Source organism: Pantoea sp. SO10, from assembly GCF_005281435.1.
GTDB classification, from domain to species: domain Bacteria; phylum Pseudomonadota; class Gammaproteobacteria; order Enterobacterales; family Enterobacteriaceae; genus Pantoea; species Pantoea leporis.
In genome coordinates, this window is record NZ_CP040095.1 from 1,395,344 (window position 1) to 1,415,999 (window position 20,656).

Sequence of the window (20,656 nt, forward strand, 5' to 3'; positions counted from 1 at the left end):
GTCAGGCCCCCTGCTGGAAAAATCGGCTCAGGCCGCAATTATTTTGGTTCAGTACCGAACCATTTTTTATAGATGGTGTTGTAAGTGCCGTTGTCGCGCAGAGTTTTCAGGGCGCCGTTCACTTTTTCACGCAGGTCGTCGCTGCCTTTCGGGAACGCGATGCCATACTGCTGCGCTTCAATTGACTCGCCTACCGCTTTGAAGCGGCCTTTACCGGCGGTGTTGATGAAGTACAGGATGTTCGGCGTATCGTGCAGCACGGCGTCAGCACGGTTAGTGCCTAACTCCATGTACGCGTTGTCGATGTTAGGGAACTGGCGCAGATCTTTAGACTTGATGTGCGCTTTGGCGTAATCCACCGAACCGGTGCCGCTCTTCACCGCCACCACTTTGCCGTTCAGATCGTCAATGCTCTTAACGTCTTTTTCATTCTCGCGCACCATCACCAGCAGGCCGCTTTTGTAGTAGCCGTCAGAGAACTCGATGGCTTTTTTACGTTCTTCGGTGATGGTGATACCCGCCAGCGCCAGGTCAATGTTTTTGGTTTGCAGCGCAGGGATGATGCCGCTGAAATCCATTGGCTTGAAGGCGTAATCGAGTTTCAGTTCTTTCGCGATGGCATCCCACAGATCGATATCAAAACCGACGTATTTATCGCCTTGTTTGAACTCGAAGGGAACGAATGCGGTGTCAGTCGCGACGATCAGTTTTTTGTCTGCTGCGGTGGAGGAAAGCGAGAAGGCCAGCGCCAGCGCGGCCACGGAGACTTTAATCAATGACTTCATCATTTTTTTCCTTATTACCCCTCAGGCCTGGTGGCCCGATGTACGGCCTATCATATGAAAAAATTATGCCAACTTTTCATTTTGCTCGAAATCAGTAGTTTTAAGCACTTGCTGACACGATTTTGCGCAGAAGAAAAGTTTTGCACCTTATTGGCGCTTCATTTTGGTGCGTGGTGCTGTTGTGGTGCAGGCACAGTGTGCACCAAGGGCGGGGAGAGCGAAAGAAGGGATTAAGGAAATGTTAACAACGTCAAAAAAAGCACCACAATGTTACAGACGTAAAAAAAGGCGGGATAACCCGCCTTCGTTATAACACTGAAATTTATTCAATATTCGATTCGATAAACCATAGGAATTTATCCAGATCGCGCGATGCCGCAGTGAAGATATCAGCGGTATCTTCATCACTGACTTCAGTGATAGCTTTACGCGTGTCATTCGCCACAATCGCATAGCGATCGGCCAGCGCTTTCAGGTGATCCTGCACGCTATGAATGTTCAACGGATAGCTTTTCAGTGGTGTTTTATCGTTGACGATCTGAGTGGTACCCAGCGCCACGCCGCCTAACTGAACTACACGTTCAGCGATAGTGTCCTGATGATCGGTAATGGCGGTACGGAAACCATCCAGCATCTCATGTACGCCAATGAAGTTGGCGCCACGCATGTTCCAGTGCGCCTGTTTGGTGATCAGCGACAGGTCAATAAACTCCACTACCAGACGGTTGAGCACCTCGATGGTCGCTTTTTTATCGCTGTCAGCGACGTCATTACGGGTGTAAATCAGATCAGACGATTTAGTTTTAACCAGTTTTGCGGTACTCATCATTAATGTCCTCTTATTGATGGTTGTCCTAATCAAGCACGGAAATAAGTATAGCAGCAGTTTTTTAACTTGCAGGGCTAATTAAATCAATGACAGGAATAGATAAACCTTAACATTGCTCAGGGATTGTGCATCTTGACGATTATTTCAGTTAACACATATGCTTGTGAGGAGTGTTAATTATTTATTAAACGTGTTGCAAAATAATAACGGAAAAATCTTAATACCGCGTTAAAAATGATAATGAGAATGCTTCTATATTTAGCCTGCCGCACAGCAGGCTGAATTGTTGAATATTTATTGCGGATGCGTAATGTCCACTTCGCTTATTTTTGCGCTTTTTTGTTTCATGGTGAGCGTTGAACCAGCCGAGGCGATGATGATCGCCAGCAGCGCAATCCACTGCTTCAGCGTCAATAGCTCGCCCAGGAATAACATGCCTGATAACGCCGCCATCGCCGGTTCCAGACTCATTAAGGTACCAAAAATGCGTGCTGGCAGTCGTGTCAGCGCCATCATCTCTAAAGAATAGGGAATGGCGCTGGAGAGCAGGGCGATCAGCAGTGCCAGCGGCAACACTTCCCAATGCCAGATGCCCGGCGCGGCAAAGGTCAGGCCGAGCGGCACAAAAATCACCGAGGCAATTAGCGAACCCATCGCCACCGTCGCCGGACCATGCTCCGCGCCGGCACGCTGTCCTGCAAGGATGTACACCGCCCAGCAGGCACCCGCGCCTACCGCCAGCAACGCACCGAGCGGATCGATATGACTCATCCCTTCACCGATGGGCAACAGGAACCACAAACCCGCCACCGCCAGCAGCACCCAAAGAAAATCAAGCGGACGACGCGCGCCGATCAACGCCAAAGTCAGCGGACCCAAAAACTCCAATCCGACTGCAACGCCCAGCGGCACGGTGCGAATCGCTAAATAGAAGAGATAGTTCATGCAGCCCAGCGCTAAACCGTACATCAGCAGCGGTTTGCGCTGCTCGCGCGTGAAGCGCAAACGCCAGGGTTTAAAGATAATGCAGAGAATCAGGGTGCCAAGACCAAGACGCAGCGCGGTAATGCCAGTGGCGCCAACGGTGGAAAACATCGATTTTGCCAGTGAAGCGCCGCCCTGTAGTGAGAGCATGGCAATCAGCAGCACAGCAATAGGGAACAACACCGGAGCCATATTTTTGGTCGTCAGAGGGGCAGACATCCTGTAATCCATTCCTTTTATTTATTAACAGTAGAGCAACAAGCGCTCAGTGTAATGGAATCTCAGGCAAATAAGGAGACGCGAATCGGGGAAATAAAACGCGCTGACAGGTCAGAATTTGGCCATTTTTAGTGCCATTTCCGTAAAGAAACGTCAGGTTAGTTTAGGAATTTACTTAAAGGCATTTTTTGTGATCGTTATTTATGTTGCAGGAATATGATGCTTTTTATAAGTAAAATGAATGACATAGGAAACTTCATTAACTTTCTGTTACACCAAACAATCTGTTAGACAACAAAATGCGGGCAGAGTTTCTTGCTGTTTTTTGTTATATTTAGAGCGTTGTCAGGAGAGAAGTATATTCACATTTGAGGTGGTTATGAAAAAAATTGCATGTCTTTCAGCATTGGCTTGTGTACTTGCAGTTTCTGCAGGTTCTGCCATGGCACAAAGCACCGTCACCGGTGGTTACGCTCAGAGCGATTATCAAGGCGTTGCTAACAAAGCAAACGGCTTCAACCTGAAATATCGTTACGAAGACGGTACTAACCCACTGGGTTGGATCGGTTCTTTCACCTATACCGAGAAAGATCGTACTGATGCTGGCGCTTATAACAAAGCTCAGTACTATGGCATCACCGGTGGTCCTGCTTACCGTCTGAACGACTGGGCGAGCATCTACGGTGTTGTTGGTGTGGGTTACGGTAAATACCAGCAGAACGACAATTCAGTACGTTCTAAGTCTGATTCAAGCGACTACGGTTTCTCTTACGGTGCGGGCATGCAGTTCAACCCAATCGAAAACATCGCTGTTGACGTGGGTTACGAGCAGAGCCGTATCCGCAACGTTGACGTTGGCACCTGGATTGCTGGCGTAGGTTACAGCTTCTAAGTTCTTGCTTAGACCAGTTGCACAATAAACGGTCCTTCGGGACCGTTTTTTTATGGGCGCGATTAACGATTTACCTGCCGCCAGAAACACAAAGCCCGCTACATGAGCGGGCTTTATTGGAATTTGTATGCGTCGGGAACATTAGCCGCGCCAGATCAGTTTTGGGCACGGACGTTCAACCAGCTGTTTGCCGGTGAGCTTTTCAATCAGCATCAAGCGCAGCGCAAACGGCGAGCGGGTCAACAGGCACAGCAGCGATTTCAGCTCAAAAGCCGGTTTGCTTTGTTCAGCCTGGAAACATTTGCCACAGTCGAGGCAGTTTTTCATGGTAGTCATGTTCACCTCCCGAGTGAATGACGACATTTCTTTGTAGCCTTTATAAGCTATTCGCTTACATTATCAACAAAGATAGCACTGGCTATACTCTTTAGCCAACACTATTTAGGAAAAATTTGTGCTTATTTGTGCCTGGTTTACAATGGGCGCAGCCAGCCCGCACCGCAGGTAAAGTGCGGCAGATAATAAAGAGGAAGTTAGATGAGTCGTCGTGCAAAAATCGCCACCAACATGCCCCAGGGCCCGCTAAAAGAGATAGAGGAGCATGTCGAAGGATTTCGTCAGGTGCGCGAGGCGCATCGTCGTGAGCTGATCGATGACTACGTTGAATTAATCTCTGATTTGATTCGTGAATTTGGCGAAGCGCGTCAGGTGGATATGGCTGCACGTTTGGGCGTTTCCCAGCCGACCGTAGCGAAAATGTTAAAGCGTCTTGGCACCACCGGTTTGGTTGAGCAAGTGCCGTATCGCGGTGTATTCCTCACCGCCGAAGGCGAGAAGCTGGCTGAAGCGAGCCGCGTCCGCCATCATATTGTTGAAACTTTCCTGTTGGCGCTGGGCGTTAGCCCGGAAACCGCGCGCCGTGATTCAGAAGGCCTGGAGCATCACGTCAGTGATGAAACTTTGGCCGTGTTCCAGAAATTCTACGAGAATCGCTAACTACAAGGCCTTCCGCCATCATGCCCAATCTGCTTCGTTCTTTTATGCGCGATCGTATTTTGCATTTGTTATTGCTGTTGGGTGTGATCATGTTGCCGCTGGCGAATTTCCGCTGGTCGCAACTGCCTTCCGCTGTGGACTGGCATACCATCATGACGCTCACCGGCTTACTGATGCTGACCAAAGGGCTGGAAAACAGCGGCTATTTTGATGTGCTCGGCGCACGTCTGATTCAGCGTTTCCAGCATGAACGCGCATTAGCGTTATTCATGGTGTGCGCCGCCGCGTTGCTCTCAACTTTTCTCACCAACGATGTTGCGCTGTTTATTCTGGTGCCGCTCACGCTGACGCTGCGTAAATTCTCGCGGCTGCCTATTTCGCGCCTGATCATTTTCGAAGCCTTGGCAGTGAACGCGGGTTCCTTACTGACGCCGGTTGGTAACCCGCAAAACATTCTGCTGTGGAGTCACGGCACGCTTAGCGTGCCCGGTTTCATTGCGCAGATGGCGCCGCTGGCGGCATTTTTACTGCTTTCGCTGATGGCGTTAACCTGGTGGAGTTTCCCGGCGCGCGCGATCCAAAAGCATGAGCAGAGTGAAACTCAGGCGTGGCGCAAACCGTTGTTCACGATTAGCGTGCTGCTGTATATCGTATTTATCGTCGCGCTCGAGCTGAAAATGACCGGCTGGGCGCTGCTGCTGGTGGCGGCCTGTTTCCTGATCATGGCGCGCAGCGTGTTGATCAGCATCGACTGGAGTTTGCTGCTGGTGTTCGTGGCGATGTTTATCGATGTCTTCCTGTTGATGCATTTGTCCTGGCTGCAGCCGCACTTTGCCGCTATCGGTCAGCTAGGCGAGGGCGGAATCTATTTGCTGGCGATTGGCTTGTCGCAATTCATTAGTAACGTTCCCGCCACCATTCTGCTTTTGCAGAAAGTGCCACCGTCGGAGGTGCTGGCGTGGGCAGTGAATATCGGCGGATTTGGCTTATTGCCGGGTTCGCTCGCCAACCTGATTGCCTTGCGGATGGCGCAGGACGCGCGCGTTTGGTGGCGTTTCCACTTGTTTTCCATCCCGATGCTGGCCTGGTCGATGTTAGGCGGATGGCTGCTGTTACACCTCATGCGTTAGCACCGTGCCAATGTCGGCTTGTGTAAAGTTGCATTGGCATTTGTCAATTTCCCATCTAAGGTTATGTTGACCGTTTTTGCCCGGGAATCGGGACAACTGCCTACGATGAAAAATTATGGAAAACCAGAATCAACCGTCTGAACGCGATCAGCAGGATCCGCAAAAAACCGCTAATACCCATCAAGATAACAACGAACCAGAACGTAAACGTCCCGGAAAAAAACCTCTGATTTTTCTCGCCATTGTGGTGGTGATTATGATCGTGGTGGGATTATGGTTTTGGCTCACCACGCGCAATATCGAAAGCACGGATGATGCCTTTACCGAAGGCAATGCGGTGACCATCGCGCCGAAAGCGGCCGGATATGTGGTCAAGCTGCTGGTGCGCGATAACCAGCGCGTGAAGCAGGGCGATTTGCTGGTGGAGATCGATCCGCGCGACAGTGAAGCGCAGCGCGATCAGGCCAAAGCCCAGCTTGGTCTGGCCCAGGCGCAGCTGCATCAGGCGCAGGCGCAGTTAGCCTTGTCCCGCGTGCAGTATCCGGCACAGCGCGATCAAGCTCTCGCCGATCAGGCCAAAGCGCAGGCCAATTTGCTTAACGCCCAGGCCGATTATCGTCGCCAGCGCGGTGTTGATCCCCGTGCCACTTCACAGCGCAATATTGATACCGCCGCCGCGCAATTGCGTTCGGCTGAAGCGCAACTGCAAAGCGCTAAGGCGCAGGTTGAAGTGGCTTCTCAAGTGAAGCTGCAAATCCGCCAGCAGGAAACCAATGTGGAAGCGCGTGAGCAGCAGGTTGAGCAGGCGCAGGCGCAGCTCAACACCGCCGAATTGAATCTCTCTTATACCCAGGTTCGCGCACCTTACGACGGCTTTGTCACCAAGCGTAACGTGCAACTCGGCACGCTGGTGCAGGCTGGCAGCGCGCTGTTCTCGCTGGTTTCGCCTGAAATCTGGATTAACGCCAATTTCAAAGAGTCGCAGCTGGCGCGCATGAAGCCGGGTAATAAAGTGGAAATCAGTGTCGATGCCTGGCCGGATATGAAGCTGGAAGGGCATGTTGATAGCGTGCAGATGGGATCAGGTTCCCGTTTCTCCACCTTCCCGGCGGAAAACGCCACCGGCAACTACGTGAAAATCGTGCAGCGCGTGCCGGTGAAAATCGTTATCGATAAAGGATTGGATCCCAATCATCCGCTGCCGCTGGGCTTGTCGGTTGAGCCGAAGGTCACAGTGGAATGAGTGCGAGCGAAAGCTGGCGTCCGGCCAGCAATCCGTGGCTGGTCGCCATTACGGTGACGCTGGCGGTGTTTATGGAGATCCTCGACACCACCATCGTCAACGTCGCGCTGCCACACATTGCCGGTTCGCTCTCCTCCAGCTACGACGAATCGACCTGGGTTTTAACCTCTTATCTGGTGGCGAACGGCATCGTGTTGCCCATTTCGGCGTTCTTCAGCCGCCTTTTTGGCCGCAAGCAGTTCTTCCTGATTTGCATCGTGATGTTCACCATCTGCTCCTTCCTGTGCGGCATCGCGACGGAGCTGTGGCAGATCATTCTGTTCCGCATCCTGCAGGGCTTTTTTGGCGGCGGATTGCAGCCGGTACAGCAATCGGTGCTGCTCGATTACTTCAAAGCGGAAGATCGCGGCAAAGCCTTTGGTCTATCGTCGATTGCGATTATCGTCGCGCCGGTGATTGGTCCGACGCTCGGCGGCTGGATCACCGACAACTACAGCTGGCGCTGGGTGTTCTTCATTAATATTCCAGTCGGTATTTTGACGGTAATGGCAATTTACCAGCTGCTGGAAGATCCGCCGTGGGAGCGCAAGTGGGATAAAGGCCGCCTGAAGATCGACTACATTGGCATCAGCCTGATCACGCTGGGGCTTGGCTGTCTGCAGGTGTTCCTCGATCGTGGCGAAGATGAAGATTGGTTTGCCTCGCACTTCATTCGCCTGTTCGCCATGCTGGCGGTGATAGGCATTATCGGCGCCATTTATTGGCTGCTGTATGCCCGCAAACCGGTGGTCGATCTTAGCGTAATGAAGGATCGTAACTTCTGGGTGGCGGGCTTGCTGATGGCGGGCATGGCGATGATTTTGTACGGCAGTTCGGTGGTACTTCCCCAACTGGCGCAGCAGGATCTCGGTTACACCGCAACCTGGTCGGGGCTGGTGCTGTCGCCCGGCGCAATATTGATTGTGCTGACGATACCCATCGTGCTGAAGCTGATGCCGATTGTGCAAACGCGCTACATCATCGCGTTCGGCTTCACCTGCCTTGCCAGCGCCTTCTTCTATTCCACCCGGCTTACGCCCAACGTTGATTTCACCACGCTGGTGTTAATGCGCAGCGCGCAGTCGATTGGCCTTGGCTTCCTGTTTGTGCCGCTGACCACCATTGCGTTCATCACCGTGCCGCAGCGATTAAACGCCGATGCGTCGGCGCTGTTCACCATGTTCCGTAACGTCGCGGGTTCGATCGGAATTTCGCTGTCGACGGCGGGCATTACCGAACGCATGCAGACGCGATCGGCCACCATGGTGCACAACATGTCGCCGCTCAATGAGCCTTACAATCTCACGCTGCAGCATTGGGCTGATTCGATCCGTCATTTCACCACCGCAGTGGGCGATCCGCTGGTGCTGGCGAGCGGGCAGCTCTACCAGGAGATGATCGCGCAGGCCCGCATTCTGGCGTACATCGACGTATTTACGGGCCTTAGTATCGTGGCGTTGCTATTGATTCCATTTTGTTGGTTGCTTTCGCCGATCAAGAGCGAAGGCAGTGCAGGAGCACATTAAAATGAGTAAGTTTTCGCGCTCTACGCCGTCACTGACGTTGCTGGCGCTGTCACTGTTACTGGCCGGATGCGCCGTAGGACCTGATTATCAGCCGCCGCAGGCGCACACACCTGGCGGTTACCATGATTTGCCTTCACAGCAAGCGTCTAAGCCGCTGGCGGCAGCAACCAATCCGCTGTGGTGGAAAAGCTTTAACGATCCGCAGCTTGATAGCCTTATTGAGCGCGCTATTGCCGGCAACTTAACGCTGCAACAATCGGTGCTGCGTATTGCCGGGGCGCGTGAGCAGCTGGCGCAGGCGCGCGGTGGTTTATTCCCGTCGCTTAACGGCTCGGCAAAAGTGACCCGTCAGCAGCTCGGTTTAAAAGGCTTGCTGAAATCCAACGGCGTTTATGACCAGGTTGATAGCGATGTCGCCAGCCAGCTGAACGGTTTAGACCATTCTGTCACCCTTTATCAGGGCAGCTTTGACGCCAGCTGGGAGCTGGATCTATGGGGCAAAGTACGCCGCCAGATGGAAGCCGCGGATGCGCAGCAGCAGGCGGCCATTGAGCAACGCAACGATGCGCTGGTCTCGCTGGAAGCCGAAGTGGCGCGCGCCTATCTGCAATTGCGCGGTTCGCAGGCGGTGCTGGCGACCTTGCAGCAGCAAATAGAGGTCGCGCAGCAAACCTGGGAACTGACAAAGAGCCAGCAGCAAAACGGCTTAGCGCCGACCACGGATGTGGAAAATGCGCGCGCGCAATTAGCCTCGCTGAATGCGCAGCTGCCGCAATATCAGGCGCAGCAGTTGCAGGCGATGAACGGTTTGGCGGTGCTACTGGGTAAAACACCGGGCGCACTGGATAACGAACTGATGAACAAAAAACCGCTGCCTGATTTGCCGAAATTGGTGCCGGTGGGCATTCCGTCAACGCTGGCGCGCCGACGTCCGGATATTCGCCAGGCTGAAGCCACGCTGCATGCGCAGACCGCGAATATTGGCGTATCCGTTGCCGAGCTGTTCCCCAGCTTGTCGCTCACCGGGCAACTGGGCGTGCGAAATACCGATGCCAGCTATCTGGATGACTGGAGCAGCCACTTCTTCAGCGTTGGTCCGTCGCTGTCGATTCCAATTTTTCAGGGCGGCCGTTTAGTCTCCAGCGTAAAACTGGCGCGCGCGCAGCAAGCCAGCGCGGCGCTTGATTATCGGCAAACGGTATTAACTGCGCTGCAGGATGTGGAGAACGCGTTGGTCAGTTATCGCGCCGATCAGCAGCAGGTTATAGCGCTGGATGAAACCACCGGCGCACTGCAACGTGCATTTGATTTGGCCAGCGACAGTTATCGTCAGGGTATTTCCACCTTCCTCGATGTATTAGATGCGCAGCGACAACTGGCGCAAGCTAAAGCGCAATCGACACAGGCGCGGATGCAAAGTGCGCTCGATTTAGTGGCGTTATATAAAGCGCTGGGCGGTGGCTGGGAACCTTATCAAAACGTCAATTTGCCAGACTATTCTGTGTTTGGTCCCGCAACGGAAGTGCATTAATTTCCCTTAGCAGCCGGTTAAACACCGGCTTTTTTTATCGGCACGATATGAAAAAATGAGATTCTTCTCTCATCCCGGGCAATATAATAATCCGTGATGAAAACAGGTTTTACGTTACGCCAGTAATCCTTGCTTACCATTATGCTCACTAATGCTGCAGCGCGTAATAGCCGCTAAATGATTGTTTATTACCTGGGAATATTGCTTTGAAATCGATTCCAGTTGCTACATATGGAACACATTACGGTTGTTAATTCAGGGTTAATTAAAGCGGTTATCCGCGTTTTAAACCCTAACGTAAGAAATATGTAAGCAGCTTCAGATTAATCCGGGCAATAAAATTAATTTATTTTTTTATTTGAATTAGGTAATCTTGCCACTACAGTTTATTTAACCCCCTTAAGCAAGGACATTGTGATGAGTGACGCATTTAAAGTTCTGAACAACATTCGCACATTACGTGCGCAGGCTCGTGAACTGCCATTGAGCGATCTGGAAGAAATTCTGGAAAAATTAACGGTTGTCGTGACTGAACGTCGTGACGAAGTAAACGCTGAAGAAGCGCAGAACCGCGAAAAAGAAGAGAAGCTGTCTAAATATCGCGAAATGCTGCTGGCTGATGGTATTGACCCGAACGAATTACTGGGCGCTCTGGAAGTTGGTAAAAAACGCGCTAAGCGTGCACCACGCCCGGCAAAATATTCCTATACCGACGAAAACGGTGAAGTAAAATCTTGGACCGGTCAGGGCCGTACACCAGCAGCGATTAAAAAAGCGCTGGATTCAGGTAAAAGCCTCGACACTTTCCTGATCAAATAATCCGCACAATCCTTGTAAGTGGGAGCCGGGGGCAAATGCCCCCGGCTTTTTTGTTGTTTTTATTTCTTTATGAGCAACAACACCTTTAGCCCAACGTAACGTCTGCCTCTGGCGCAGAGGTGGCGTCCGGGTGCCCGCTTCTGGCATAATGCCCGCTGTTTTTTCCTCCACTGCGTAACAAAGGTCAATGCCGTGTTAGTTTCCAGCAATATCACCATGCAGTTCGGCAGTAAGCCGCTGTTCGAAAATATCTCCGTTAAATTTGGCGGCGGTAATCGTTACGGTTTAATCGGTGCGAACGGCAGCGGTAAATCTACCTTTATGAAAATACTGGGCGGCGATTTGGCGCCAACGGGTGGAAATGTTTCCCTCGACCCAAATGAGCGTATCGGTAAGTTACGTCAGGACCAATTTGCCTTCGAGCAATATAGTGTGCTGGACACCGTGATCATGGGCCACAATGAATTGTGGGCAGTGAAGCAAGAGCGTGACCGTATATATGCATTGCCAGAAATGAGCGAAGAGGAAGGCTATAAAGTGGCCGACCTTGAAGTCGAATACGGCGAGATGGACGGTTACAGTTCAGAATCACGTGCCGGTGAATTATTACTGGGCGTTGGCATTCCTGTGGAGCAGCATTACGGTCCGATGAGCGAAATTGCGCCGGGCTGGAAATTGCGTGTCCTTTTAGCGCAGGCATTATTTGCCAATCCTGATATTTTGTTGCTCGATGAACCGACCAACAACCTGGATATCGATACCATTCGTTGGTTGGAGCAAGTGCTCAACGAACGTAACAGCACCATGATCATCATTTCGCATGACCGTCACTTCCTGAATATGGTGTGCACGCACATGGCGGATCTGGATTACGGTGAACTGCGCGTTTATCCGGGTAATTATGACGAATATATGACCGCGGCTACCCAGTCACGCGAACGTTTATTATCGGATAACGCCAAGAAGAAAGCGCAAATTGCCGATCTGCAATCGTTCGTTAGCCGTTTTAGCGCCAACGCCTCTAAATCGCGTCAGGCGACTTCGCGTGCCAAACAGATTGATAAAATTAAGCTGGAAGAAGTTAAAGCCTCCAGCCGTCAAAACCCGTTTATCCGTTTTGATCAGGATAAGAAGCTGTTCCGTAATGCGCTGGAAGTTGAAGCGCTGACCAAAGGTTTTGATAACGGTCCACTGTTTAATAAACTCAACCTGATGTTAGAAGTCGGCGAGAAATTGGCGATTCTCGGTGCCAACGGTATCGGTAAAACTACGCTGCTGAAAACGCTGGTCGGGGAACATACGCCGGATAGCGGCACAGTGAAATGGTCTGAGAATGCGCGCATTGGTTATTACGGCCAGGATCACGCGGAAGACTTCGCTGACGATCTGACAGTTTTCGACTGGATGAGCCAGTGGAAGCAGGAAGGCGATGACGAGCAGGCGGTACGCAGTATTCTTGGTCGTCTGCTGTTTGGTCACGACGAGATCAACAAGCCCGCTAAGGTGCTGTCCGGTGGTGAGAAAGGTCGCATGCTGTTTGGCAAGCTGATGATGCAAAAGCCAAACATCCTGATCATGGATGAACCGACTAACCACCTGGATATGGAATCGATCGAGTCGCTCAACATGGCGCTGGAGATGTACGAAGGCACGCTGATTTTCGTCTCGCACGACCGTGAGTTTGTGAGCTCGCTGGCTACCCGCGTGATGGAGATGAAAGCCGATCGTATTATCGACTTCACGGGTAATTATGAAGATTACCTGCGCAGTCAGGGCATTGTTTAAGGCTTGTGAGGTTTCGGCGCCGATCAGGTGAAAATGCCGGGTCGCTGCGTAAAGACGCTGTAAATATTTCCCCGTAACCTCGGCCGCCGCATCCCTGCGGCGGACGCTTTACTCCGGACCCGGCATACACGCCTTTATGCACGTCAGCTGCCAGCGTTATACCTCGCGTAAGGTCGTCATTCATGGCGACCTTGTTCACCACACACTTCACAATGCGCATCCTGCGCCACCTTCATGCTGCGGAACTCCGCGCTCATCGCGTCGTACATCAATAAGCGTGCGCTAGCGGGTTGACCGAACGCCGTTAGCACTTTTAAGGTTTCCATCGCCTGCATTGCACCAACTACGCCAACCAGCGGCGCCATCACGCCAGCTTCCACGCAACTTAATACCTGATCGCCAAACAAGCGGCTGATGCAGCGATAACACGGTTCGCCGGGCTGCCAGGTAAACACGCTGAGCTGGCCTTCCATGCGAATCGCTGCGCCGGAAATCAGCGGCACCTTGTGCTGAAAACAGAGGCGGTTGATCTGCTCGCGGATATCGACGTTATCGGTGCAATCCACCACCGCATCATGGCGCGCAATTAACGTGCTGAGCTGCGCGTCATCCAGCTGCGCATCAATCGGCTCCAGCTGGCAATGCGGATTAATTGCCGCCAACTGCTGCTGCGCCGAGGCGACTTTCGCTACGCCAATTTTCGCATCACTGTGCAGGATCTGGCGCTGGAGATTACTGAGACTAACGCTATCGAAATCGAGCAACGTGAGATGTCCCACACCCGCCGAGGCCAGATAGGGCGCCGCCGCACAGCCGAGTCCGCCGAGGCCGATCACCAACACCTGTGCCGCCTTTAGCTTCTCCTGGCCATCAAAATCAAAACCGCGCAGGACAATCTGACGGTTATAGCGCAGCATCTCTTCATCGCTCAACTCAACGCTCATTAGCCCTCCAGCAGGCTATTAAAGGCTTCGATCTCCACCCATTCGCCCGGTTCCACATCGCCGCGCTCGCGCTCCAGCACCACAAAGCAGTTGGCCAGCGCGAACGAGCTGAACACATGCGAACCTTGCGCACCGGTGCTGCGCACTTCCAGCACGCCATCGTCACCGCGGCTGAGAATCGCACGCTGGAAGTCGAGACGACCCGGTGATTTCTTCAAACGTTGCGTAGCACGCGCACGTTGGCGTAGCGGCATGATGCGCGTGGTTTGGCCGGTTAAGGTGGCCAGCAGCGGCTGGACCAATTGATAGAAGGTTACCGCCGCAGAAACCGGATTGCCCGGTAAACCGCAGAACCAGCTGTTGGCCAGGCGACCAAAAGCAAAGGGTTTGCCTGGTTTGATCGCCAGTTTCCAGAAGGTGATAGCGCCGAGCTCTTCCAGTATCGCACGGGTGAAATCGGCTTCGCCAACCGACACGCCGCCGGTGCTGATCACCACATCGGCCTGGCGATCGGCTTCGGTAAAGGCGGTACGCAGCGCCGCCTGATCGTCGGCAATCACGCCGAGATCGATCACTTCGCAGCCCAGCTTGTTAAGCATTAACGCCACGGTAAAGCGGTTGGTATCGTAAATCTGACCTTCCGCCAGCGGCTGGCCGACCGCCTGCAGTTCATCGCCGGTGGAGAAGATTGCCACGCGCAGTTTGCGCAGCACGCTGACTTCAGCAATCCCCAGCGACGCCAGCAGCGGCAGTTCGGCCGCACCAAGGCGCACTCCGGCGTCCAGCACCTGTTTGCCCGCCTGAATGTCTTCACCGATGCGACGAATATTTTGCGCAGCCTGCACCGGCGCGGTAATGACAATGCCGCCGTCGCGTTGCTCCGTTTGCTCCTGCATCACCACGGCATCACAACCGGCGGGAATCGGCGCGCCGGTCATGATGCGGATTACGCTGCCCGCGGGCCACGCCCCGTTAAACAGCGCACCGGCGAAGGCTTTACCGGCCACCGGGAACACGCGATCGGGTGCGATGTCGGCCAGACGCAGCGCGTAACCATCCATCGCCGAGTTATCAAACGAGGGCACATCGAGCGGCGAATTAATCGGCCTGGCGGTGATGCGTCCGGCGGCCTCAAACAGCGAGACGTTGATCGAATCGCTAATCGGCGTCAGCTGTTGCAGCATCTTTTGCTGCGCGTCTTCGAGGGAGATTAATCCTGCGGTAAAAGGTTCCATGTCCATCTCTGTCTGGTTAATTTCAGATGCGGTCTATTATGGGTAATGCGTGGCCGTTAAGCGAGAGTTGGTCACCATGAATGGCTTTTTGTAGGGGCGCCATTTATGGCGACCAGGAAAACCGCTCACAACCAAAAAAGCATAATCCACAATAAAAGGTTATGACCGCGCAGGCAGTTTCTGCTTTACAAGATGAGGGTGCCTTTCTATAGTCGAAAATTGCCAAAAAAAGATGAAAACCATTCTAAATCAGTGTTTTTGGTTCTGATTCCTTAACAGGGTACCGGTTATGGCTAAAGCAGTTATCGCAATTCACGGCGGTGCGGGCGCGATTACGCGTGCGGCAATGAGCGCCGAAAAAGAGCAGCACTATCGTCAGCAACTCACCGCAATCGTTACCGCAGGCCAGCAAATTCTTGCGGCGGGCGGCAGCGCGTTAGATGCCGTTACCGAAGCCGTACGCCTGCTGGAAGAGTGTCCGCTGTTTAACGCGGGCAAGGGCGCGGTGTTCACCCATCAGGGCACGCATGAACTCGATGCCAGCATTATGGATGGTCGCACGCTGGACGTCGGCGCGGTCGCGGGCGTCAGCCACATCCGCAATCCGATTCTGGCGGCGCGTAAGGTGCTGGAGAACAGTCCGCACGTACTGTTTATCGGTGCGGGCGCAGAAGCCTTCGCCGCTGAGCAAGGTTTAGCGCCGGTCGACGCCGATTTCTTCTCCACGCCGGAGCGCTGGGAGCAGCTGCAGCGCGCGCTGCACAGCCAGCAGATGGTGCTGGATCACGACGGCGAAGCAAACAGTCACAGCGATGATCCGCTGGACCCGGATCGCAAATTCGGCACCGTCGGTGCGGTCGCGCTCGATCTTCAGGGTAATCTGGCGGCCGCCACCTCAACCGGCGGCATGACCAACAAACAGGCCGGTCGCGTGGGCGATTCGCCTTTAGTCGGCGCAGGCTGCTACGCCAGCAACGACACCGTAGCGGTCTCCTGTACCGGTACCGGCGAAGTGTTTATCCGTACGCTCGCCGCTTACGACGTGGCGGCGCAGATGCACTACGCCGGACGCTCGCTGCAACAGGCCACAGCCAACGTCATTCATGACAAAGTGCAGGAGCTGGAAGGCAGCGGCGGGCTGATTGCCATTGACGCCGCAGGCAATGTGGCGCTGCCGTTTAACAGCGAAGGCATGTATCGCGGATTCGCCTATGTGAATGGCGATGTTGAGGTAGCGATTTACCGCGACAGCTAAGGAGCAGGCATGACGGACCAACAGCTGCAGTTTGCGCCAGAGCAGGTTCTGGCGGTGCGCGATCTTAACGTGCGCTTTGAGCATGAAGGGCGCATTACCGAAGCGGTACGCAACCTGTCGCTCGACCTGCATCGCGGTGAAACCCTGGCGCTGGTGGGCGAATCCGGCTCGGGCAAATCCGTCACCTCGCTGGCGCTGATGCGCTTGATTCAGCAGGCCGGCGGCGAAGTGAGCGGAGATATCCAGCTGCGGCGTCGCAATGGCGAGGTGCTGGATGTAATGCGCGCGTCGAACGGTCAGATGCGCAAAGTGCGCGGCGCCGATATGGCGATGATCTTTCAGGAGCCGATGACCTCGCTCAACCCGGTGTTCACCGTCGGCGAGCAGATTGCGGAATCCATCCGTCTGCATCAGGGCAAAAGTCACCAACAGGCGCTGGCGGAAGCGCGGCGCATGCTCGATCTGGTGCGCATTCCCGAAGCGCAAAATGTGTTATCACGCTATCCGCATCAACTCTCAGGCGGCATGCGCCAGCGCGTGATGATTGCCATGGCGCTGTCGTGCAAACCGGCGCTGCTGATTGCCGACGAACCCACCACCGCACTCGACGTCACTATTCAGGCGCAAATTCTGCAGTTGATCCGCGTGCTGCAAAAAGAGATGCAGATGGGGGTGATTTTCATCACCCATGATATGGGCGTGGTGGCGGAGATGGCCGATCGCGTGCAGGTGATGTATCGCGGCGATGTGGTAGAGCGCGCGTCGGTGCAGCAGCTGTTTGCCGACCCGCAGCAGCCCTATACCCGCGCGTTGCTGGCGGCGGTGCCCAAACTGGGGGCGATGCATGGTCAGCCGCTACCGGCTAAATTTCCCTTATTGCATAGCAACGGACGTGAAGAACAGGCCGCGCCGCAGGACACGGTGCGTCACGATCGACCGCCGATTTTGCAGGTGCGCGATTTAGTCACGCGCTTTGATATTCGCGGCGGCTTGCTCAATCGCGTTAAACGCCGCGTGCACGCGGTGGAGAAAGTCAGTTTCGATCTCCATGCCGGTGAAACGCTGGCGCTGGTGGGGGAATCCGGCTGCGGAAAATCCACTACCGGGCGTTCGCTGCTGCGGCTGGTAGCCAGCCAGGGCGGCACCATTACTTTTGACGGCCAACGCATCGATGCGCTGCAGGGCAATGCGCTGGCGTCGCTGCGTCGCGATATCCAGTTTATCTTCCAGGATCCTTACGCCTCGCTCGATCCGCGTTTGACCGTGGGTTTTTCGATCATGGAACCGCTGCTGGTGCACAAAACGCTGGATCGCCGTCAGGCGGAGAAACGCGTTGCCTGGCTGCTGGAGCGTGTCGGCCTGCTGCCGGAACATGCGCAGCGCTATCCGCACGAATTTTCCGGCGGCCAGCGCCAGCGCATCTGCATTGCGCGCGCGCTGGCGCTCAATCCCAAAGTGGTGATCGCCGATGAATCGGTGTCGGCGCTGGATGTGTCGATTCAGGCGCAAATCATCAACCTGATGCTCGATTTACAGCGTGAATTTGGTATCGCTTTCTTATTTATCTCGCACGATATGGCGGTGGTGGAACGCATCAGCCATCGCGTGGCGGTGATGTATCTCGGACAAATTGTGGAGATGGGGCCGCGTCAGGCGGTATTTGAGCAGCCGCGCCATCCCTACACCAAAAAACTGATGGCCGCAGTGCCGGTGGCCGATCCGGCCCATCGGCATCGTGAGCGGGCGCTGATGGTGGATGAGATCCCCAGCCCGATTCGCCCGCTGGGCGATGAGCCAGAAGTGGCGCCTTTACTGGAAGTGGCACCGGGCCATTTTGTCGCCCGGCACGCAATTAGCGGCGCCTGAGCAGCAAACAACCGCACATCTTTGGATGTCGCGCATGACAGGGATTACAGGAGAACGATAACGATGCACCATATTATGCGAAAAGGGGTTATCACTGCCGGTTTGTTGAGTTCGGCGCTGGCGCTGCCCGCGTGGGCGGCGAAAGATGCGGTGATTGCGGTGGCCTCGACCTTTACCACGCTCGATCCGTATGACGCTAACGATACGCTGTCGCAGGCGGTGGCGAAGTCCTTCTATCAGGGCTTGTTCGGCTTCGATAAAGACATGAAGCTGACCAACGTGCTGGCGGAAAGTTATCAGGCGAGCAGTGACGGCCTGACCTACACCATTAAGCTGCGCGCCGGCGTGAAATTCCAGGATGGCACTGACTTTAATGCCGAAGCGGTGAAGGTGAACCTCGATCGCGCCAGCAATCCGGATAACCATCTCAAACGCTATAACCTGTTCAAATATATCGCCACCACCGAAGTGGTCGATCCGACCACAGTGAAAATCACCCTGAAGCAGCCGTTCTCGGCCTTCATTAATAATCTCGCGCATCCGGCGGCGGTGATGATTTCCCCGACCGCGCTGAAGAAATATGGCAAAGAGATCGGCTTCCATCCGGTAGGAACCGGCCCGTTTGCCTTTGATACCTGGAACCAGACCGACTTCGTGAAAGTGAAGAAGTGGGACGGCTACTGGAAAAAAGGCTATCCGAAGCTGGATAGCATTACCTGGCGTCCGGTGGTGGATAACAACACCCGCGCGGCGATGCTGCAAACTGGCGAAGCGAGCTTTGCGTTCCCGGTGCCGTTCGAGCAGGCCAAACTGCTGGAAGGCAACAGCAAGCTCGATGTGGTCACCACGCCGTCAATCATGCAGCGCTACATCAGCCTCAACGTGACGCAAAAGCCGTTTGATAATCCGAAAGTGCGTGAAGCGCTGGAGTACGCCATCAACCGTCAGGCACTGGCAAAAGTCGCCTTTGCCGGTTACGCCACGCCAGCCAACGGCATCGTGCCGCCGAGCATCGACTTTGCGCAGAGCTATCCGGCAATCAAATATGATCCCGCCAAAGCGCGCGAACTGCTGAAAGAAGCGGGCTTCCCGAACGGTTTCGAAACCACGTTGTGGTCGTCGCACAACCACAGCACCGCGCAGAAAGTGCTGCAGTTCACCCAGCAGCAGCTGGCGCAGGTGGGCGTGAAGGTGAAAGTGACGGCGATGGATGCCGGTCAGCGTGCCGCTGAAGTAGAGAGCAAAGGGCAGAAAGAGAGCGGTGTACGCATGTTCTACACCGGCTGGTCCGCCTCGACCGGTGAAGCCGACTGGGCGCTGACGCCGCTGTTCGCCACCACTTCATGGCCGCCAGCAATCTTCAACACCGCGTTCTACAGCAATCCGCAGGTGGATAAAGATCTCGCCGATGCGCTGAAAACCACCGATCGCGATCAGAAAGCTAAGCTGTACAAAGACGCGCAGGATCGCATCTGGAACGACCATCCGTGGATCCCGCTGGTGGTTGAACAACTGCTGTCAGCCAACAATAAAAACCTCAGCGGTTTTTATGTCATGCCCGATACCTCATTCAATTTTGATGAGGCCGATCTGAAGTAACAGACGCGGCCAGCCTTAGCGGGCTGGCCGATGCTGCGCAGGACTTCGCATGCTCAACTATTTTCTCAAACGATTACTGGGACTGATTCCCACGCTGCTGATTGTGGCGGTGCTGGTGTTCCTGTTCGTCCATTTGCTGCCAGGCGATCCGGCGCGCCTGATTGCCGGCCCGGAAGCGGATGCCTCGGTGGTGGCGCTGGTGCGTCAGGATCTCGGCCTCGATCAGCCGCTGATCAAGCAGTTCTGGCACTTTATGATCAATGCGGTGCAGGGCGATTTTGGCCATTCGCTGGTCTCGAAACGTCCGGTGATTGACGAAATTGCCGCGCGCTTTTTCCCGACGCTGTGGCTGACACTCAGCAGCATGGTGTGGGCGGTGATATTCGGTATGGCGATTGGCATCACCTCGGCGGTGTGGCGCAATCGCTGGCCGGATCGCATCGGCATGACGCTGGCGGTGTCGGGCATCTCATTCCCGGCGTTTGCGCTCGGCATGCTGCTGATGCAGGTGTTTTCTGTCGAGCTCGGCTGGTTGCCGACCGTGGGCGCGGATAGCTGGAAACACTACATTTTGCCATCGATCACCTTGGGTGCAGCGGTGGCGGCGGTGATGGCACGCTTCACCCGCGCGTCGTTCGTGGAGGTGATGCAGGAAGATTACATGCGCACCGCGCGCGCCAAAGGGGTGCGCGAATCGCTGGTGGTGGTGAAACACGGCCTGCGCAACGCGATGATCCCGGTGGTCACCATGATGGGCCTGCAGTTTGGTTTCCTGCTCGGCGGCTCGATTGTGGTGGAGGTGGTGTTCAACTGGCCAGGCCTGGGCCGCTTGCTGGTGGATTCGGTCGAGATGCGCGATTACCCGGTGATTCAGGCCGAAGTGCTGCTGTTCTCGCTGGAGTTCATCCTGATTAACCTGATTGTCGATGTGCTGTACGCGGCAATCAACCCGGCAATTCGCTACAAGTAAGGAGTTGCA

The 20,656-nt window shown here is 54.5% G+C and carries 18 protein-coding genes; 12 read left to right on the plus strand and 6 right to left on the minus strand.

Going from position 1 to position 20,656, the window contains the following annotated elements; genetic code table 11:
• Positions 1 to 38 precede the first annotated feature (38 nt).
• The 3 genes from glnH to rhtA all read right to left on the minus strand — a co-directional run bounded on the left by glnH (position 39) and on the right by rhtA (position 2,817).
• Complete coding sequence (gene glnH, locus FCN45_RS06450) at positions 39 to 785, minus strand: glutamine ABC transporter substrate-binding protein GlnH (RefSeq protein WP_036647919.1); 747 nt, start codon at positions 783 to 785, stop codon at positions 39 to 41.
• A 322-nt stretch (positions 786 to 1,107) separates the two neighbouring features.
• On the minus strand, positions 1,108 to 1,611 hold the full coding sequence (gene dps, locus FCN45_RS06455; protein WP_036620516.1) for a DNA starvation/stationary phase protection protein Dps: 504 nt from the start codon (positions 1,609 to 1,611) through the stop codon (positions 1,108 to 1,110).
• A gap of 297 nt (positions 1,612 to 1,908) precedes the next feature.
• Positions 1,909 to 2,817 (minus strand): threonine/homoserine exporter RhtA, encoded by a 909-nt coding sequence (gene rhtA / locus FCN45_RS06460; RefSeq protein ID WP_101761015.1) that lies wholly within the window; start codon positions 2,815 to 2,817, stop codon positions 1,909 to 1,911.
• A 379-nt stretch (positions 2,818 to 3,196) separates the two neighbouring features.
• Between rhtA and ompX the strand changes: the two genes are divergently transcribed.
• Positions 3,197 to 3,709, plus strand: coding sequence for an outer membrane protein OmpX (ompX, locus tag FCN45_RS06465; protein ID WP_101761014.1), 513 nt, complete (start codon positions 3,197 to 3,199; stop codon positions 3,707 to 3,709).
• 141 nt (positions 3,710 to 3,850) lie between these two features.
• On the opposite strand, the gene FCN45_RS06470 is transcribed toward ompX, so the two are convergent.
• A complete protein-coding gene (locus FCN45_RS06470; protein WP_101761013.1) occupies positions 3,851 to 4,045 on the minus strand; it encodes a hypothetical protein in 195 nt (64 codons plus the stop codon).
• A 201-nt stretch (positions 4,046 to 4,246) separates the two neighbouring features.
• Between FCN45_RS06470 and mntR the strand changes: the two genes are divergently transcribed.
• From mntR to FCN45_RS06505, 7 genes are all read left to right on the plus strand, one after another.
• Positions 4,247 to 4,705, plus strand: a complete 459-nt coding sequence (gene mntR / locus FCN45_RS06475) for a manganese-binding transcriptional regulator MntR (RefSeq protein WP_101761012.1) — start codon at positions 4,247 to 4,249, stop codon at positions 4,703 to 4,705.
• Positions 4,706 to 4,725: 20 nt separating this feature from the next.
• The gene (locus tag FCN45_RS06480) at positions 4,726 to 5,835 is read left to right on the plus strand and encodes an SLC13 family permease (protein WP_137385455.1); all 1,110 of its coding nucleotides are present in this window, start codon (positions 4,726 to 4,728) and stop codon (positions 5,833 to 5,835) included.
• A gap of 115 nt (positions 5,836 to 5,950) precedes the next feature.
• Positions 5,951 to 7,078 (plus strand): HlyD family secretion protein, encoded by a 1,128-nt coding sequence (locus FCN45_RS06485; RefSeq protein ID WP_137385456.1) that lies wholly within the window; start codon positions 5,951 to 5,953, stop codon positions 7,076 to 7,078.
• Positions 7,075 to 8,643 carry a DHA2 family efflux MFS transporter permease subunit gene (locus FCN45_RS06490; protein ID WP_137385457.1) on the plus strand — a complete coding sequence of 523 codons (1,569 nt, stop codon included), beginning with the start codon at positions 7,075 to 7,077 and terminating at the stop codon, positions 8,641 to 8,643. Before FCN45_RS06485 ends, FCN45_RS06490 begins: the two co-directional genes overlap by 4 nt.
• A gap of 1 nt (position 8,644) precedes the next feature.
• Positions 8,645 to 10,174, plus strand: a complete 1,530-nt coding sequence (locus FCN45_RS06495; RefSeq protein ID WP_101761008.1) for an efflux transporter outer membrane subunit — start codon at positions 8,645 to 8,647, stop codon at positions 10,172 to 10,174.
• Between the two features lie 417 nt (positions 10,175 to 10,591).
• Positions 10,592 to 10,993: an H-NS family nucleoid-associated regulatory protein gene (locus FCN45_RS06500; RefSeq protein ID WP_101761007.1), complete on the plus strand. Its 402-nt coding sequence runs from the start codon at positions 10,592 to 10,594 to the stop codon at positions 10,991 to 10,993.
• 192 nt (positions 10,994 to 11,185) lie between these two features.
• Positions 11,186 to 12,778, plus strand: coding sequence for an ABC-F family ATPase (locus FCN45_RS06505; protein ID WP_064741202.1), 1,593 nt, complete (start codon positions 11,186 to 11,188; stop codon positions 12,776 to 12,778).
• 176 nt (positions 12,779 to 12,954) lie between these two features.
• On the opposite strand, the gene moeB is transcribed toward FCN45_RS06505, so the two are convergent.
• Entirely contained in the window at positions 12,955 to 13,722 is a 768-nt protein-coding gene (moeB, locus tag FCN45_RS06510; RefSeq protein WP_137385458.1) for a molybdopterin-synthase adenylyltransferase MoeB, read from the minus strand.
• Positions 13,722 to 14,957: a molybdopterin molybdotransferase MoeA gene (gene moeA / locus FCN45_RS06515; RefSeq protein WP_305790961.1), complete on the minus strand. Its 1,236-nt coding sequence runs from the start codon at positions 14,955 to 14,957 to the stop codon at positions 13,722 to 13,724. Before moeA ends, moeB begins: the two co-directional genes overlap by 1 nt.
• Positions 14,958 to 15,246: 289 nt before the next feature.
• On the opposite strand from moeA, the gene FCN45_RS06520 reads away from it, so the two are divergent.
• From FCN45_RS06520 to gsiC, 4 genes are all read left to right on the plus strand, one after another.
• Positions 15,247 to 16,212, plus strand: a complete 966-nt coding sequence (locus FCN45_RS06520; protein WP_101761004.1) for an isoaspartyl peptidase/L-asparaginase family protein — start codon at positions 15,247 to 15,249, stop codon at positions 16,210 to 16,212.
• A gap of 9 nt (positions 16,213 to 16,221) precedes the next feature.
• Positions 16,222 to 18,078 carry a glutathione ABC transporter ATP-binding protein GsiA gene (gene gsiA, locus FCN45_RS06525; RefSeq protein ID WP_101761003.1) on the plus strand — a complete coding sequence of 619 codons (1,857 nt, stop codon included), beginning with the start codon at positions 16,222 to 16,224 and terminating at the stop codon, positions 18,076 to 18,078.
• 63 nt (positions 18,079 to 18,141) lie between these two features.
• The gene (gene gsiB / locus FCN45_RS06530; protein WP_137385460.1) at positions 18,142 to 19,677 is read left to right on the plus strand and encodes a glutathione ABC transporter substrate-binding protein GsiB; all 1,536 of its coding nucleotides are present in this window, start codon (positions 18,142 to 18,144) and stop codon (positions 19,675 to 19,677) included.
• Between the two features lie 49 nt (positions 19,678 to 19,726).
• Entirely contained in the window at positions 19,727 to 20,647 is a 921-nt protein-coding gene (gene gsiC, locus FCN45_RS06535) for a glutathione ABC transporter permease GsiC (RefSeq protein ID WP_061717203.1), read from the plus strand.
• Positions 20,648 to 20,656: the final 9 nt, after the last annotated feature.

What these genes read in the sequence shown, in the direction of transcription:
- glnH (WP_036647919.1), bottom strand. Translation starts at nt 785, where the DNA reads ATGAAGTCATTGATTAAAGTCTCCGTGGCCGCGCTGGCGCTGGCCTTC.
- dps (WP_036620516.1), bottom strand. Translation starts at nt 1,611, where the DNA reads ATGAGTACCGCAAAACTGGTTAAAACTAAATCGTCTGATCTGATTTAC.
- rhtA (WP_101761015.1), bottom strand. Translation starts at nt 2,817, where the DNA reads ATGTCTGCCCCTCTGACGACCAAAAATATGGCTCCGGTGTTGTTCCCT.
- ompX (WP_101761014.1), top strand. Translation starts at nt 3,197, where the DNA reads ATGAAAAAAATTGCATGTCTTTCAGCATTGGCTTGTGTACTTGCAGTT.
- FCN45_RS06470 (WP_101761013.1), bottom strand. Translation starts at nt 4,045, where the DNA reads ATGACTACCATGAAAAACTGCCTCGACTGTGGCAAATGTTTCCAGGCT.
- mntR (WP_101761012.1), top strand. Translation starts at nt 4,247, where the DNA reads ATGAGTCGTCGTGCAAAAATCGCCACCAACATGCCCCAGGGCCCGCTA.
- FCN45_RS06480 (WP_137385455.1), top strand. Translation starts at nt 4,726, where the DNA reads ATGCCCAATCTGCTTCGTTCTTTTATGCGCGATCGTATTTTGCATTTG.
- FCN45_RS06485 (WP_137385456.1), top strand. Translation starts at nt 5,951, where the DNA reads ATGGAAAACCAGAATCAACCGTCTGAACGCGATCAGCAGGATCCGCAA.
- FCN45_RS06490 (WP_137385457.1), top strand. Translation starts at nt 7,075, where the DNA reads ATGAGTGCGAGCGAAAGCTGGCGTCCGGCCAGCAATCCGTGGCTGGTC.
- FCN45_RS06495 (WP_101761008.1), top strand. Translation starts at nt 8,645, where the DNA reads ATGAGTAAGTTTTCGCGCTCTACGCCGTCACTGACGTTGCTGGCGCTG.
- FCN45_RS06500 (WP_101761007.1), top strand. Translation starts at nt 10,592, where the DNA reads ATGAGTGACGCATTTAAAGTTCTGAACAACATTCGCACATTACGTGCG.
- moeB (WP_137385458.1), bottom strand. Translation starts at nt 13,722, where the DNA reads ATGAGCGTTGAGTTGAGCGATGAAGAGATGCTGCGCTATAACCGTCAG.
- moeA (WP_305790961.1), bottom strand. Translation starts at nt 14,957, where the DNA reads ATGGAACCTTTTACCGCAGGATTAATCTCCCTCGAAGACGCGCAGCAA.
- FCN45_RS06520 (WP_101761004.1), top strand. Translation starts at nt 15,247, where the DNA reads ATGGCTAAAGCAGTTATCGCAATTCACGGCGGTGCGGGCGCGATTACG.
- gsiA (WP_101761003.1), top strand. Translation starts at nt 16,222, where the DNA reads ATGACGGACCAACAGCTGCAGTTTGCGCCAGAGCAGGTTCTGGCGGTG.
- gsiB (WP_137385460.1), top strand. Translation starts at nt 18,142, where the DNA reads ATGCACCATATTATGCGAAAAGGGGTTATCACTGCCGGTTTGTTGAGT.
- gsiC (WP_061717203.1), top strand. Translation starts at nt 19,727, where the DNA reads ATGCTCAACTATTTTCTCAAACGATTACTGGGACTGATTCCCACGCTG.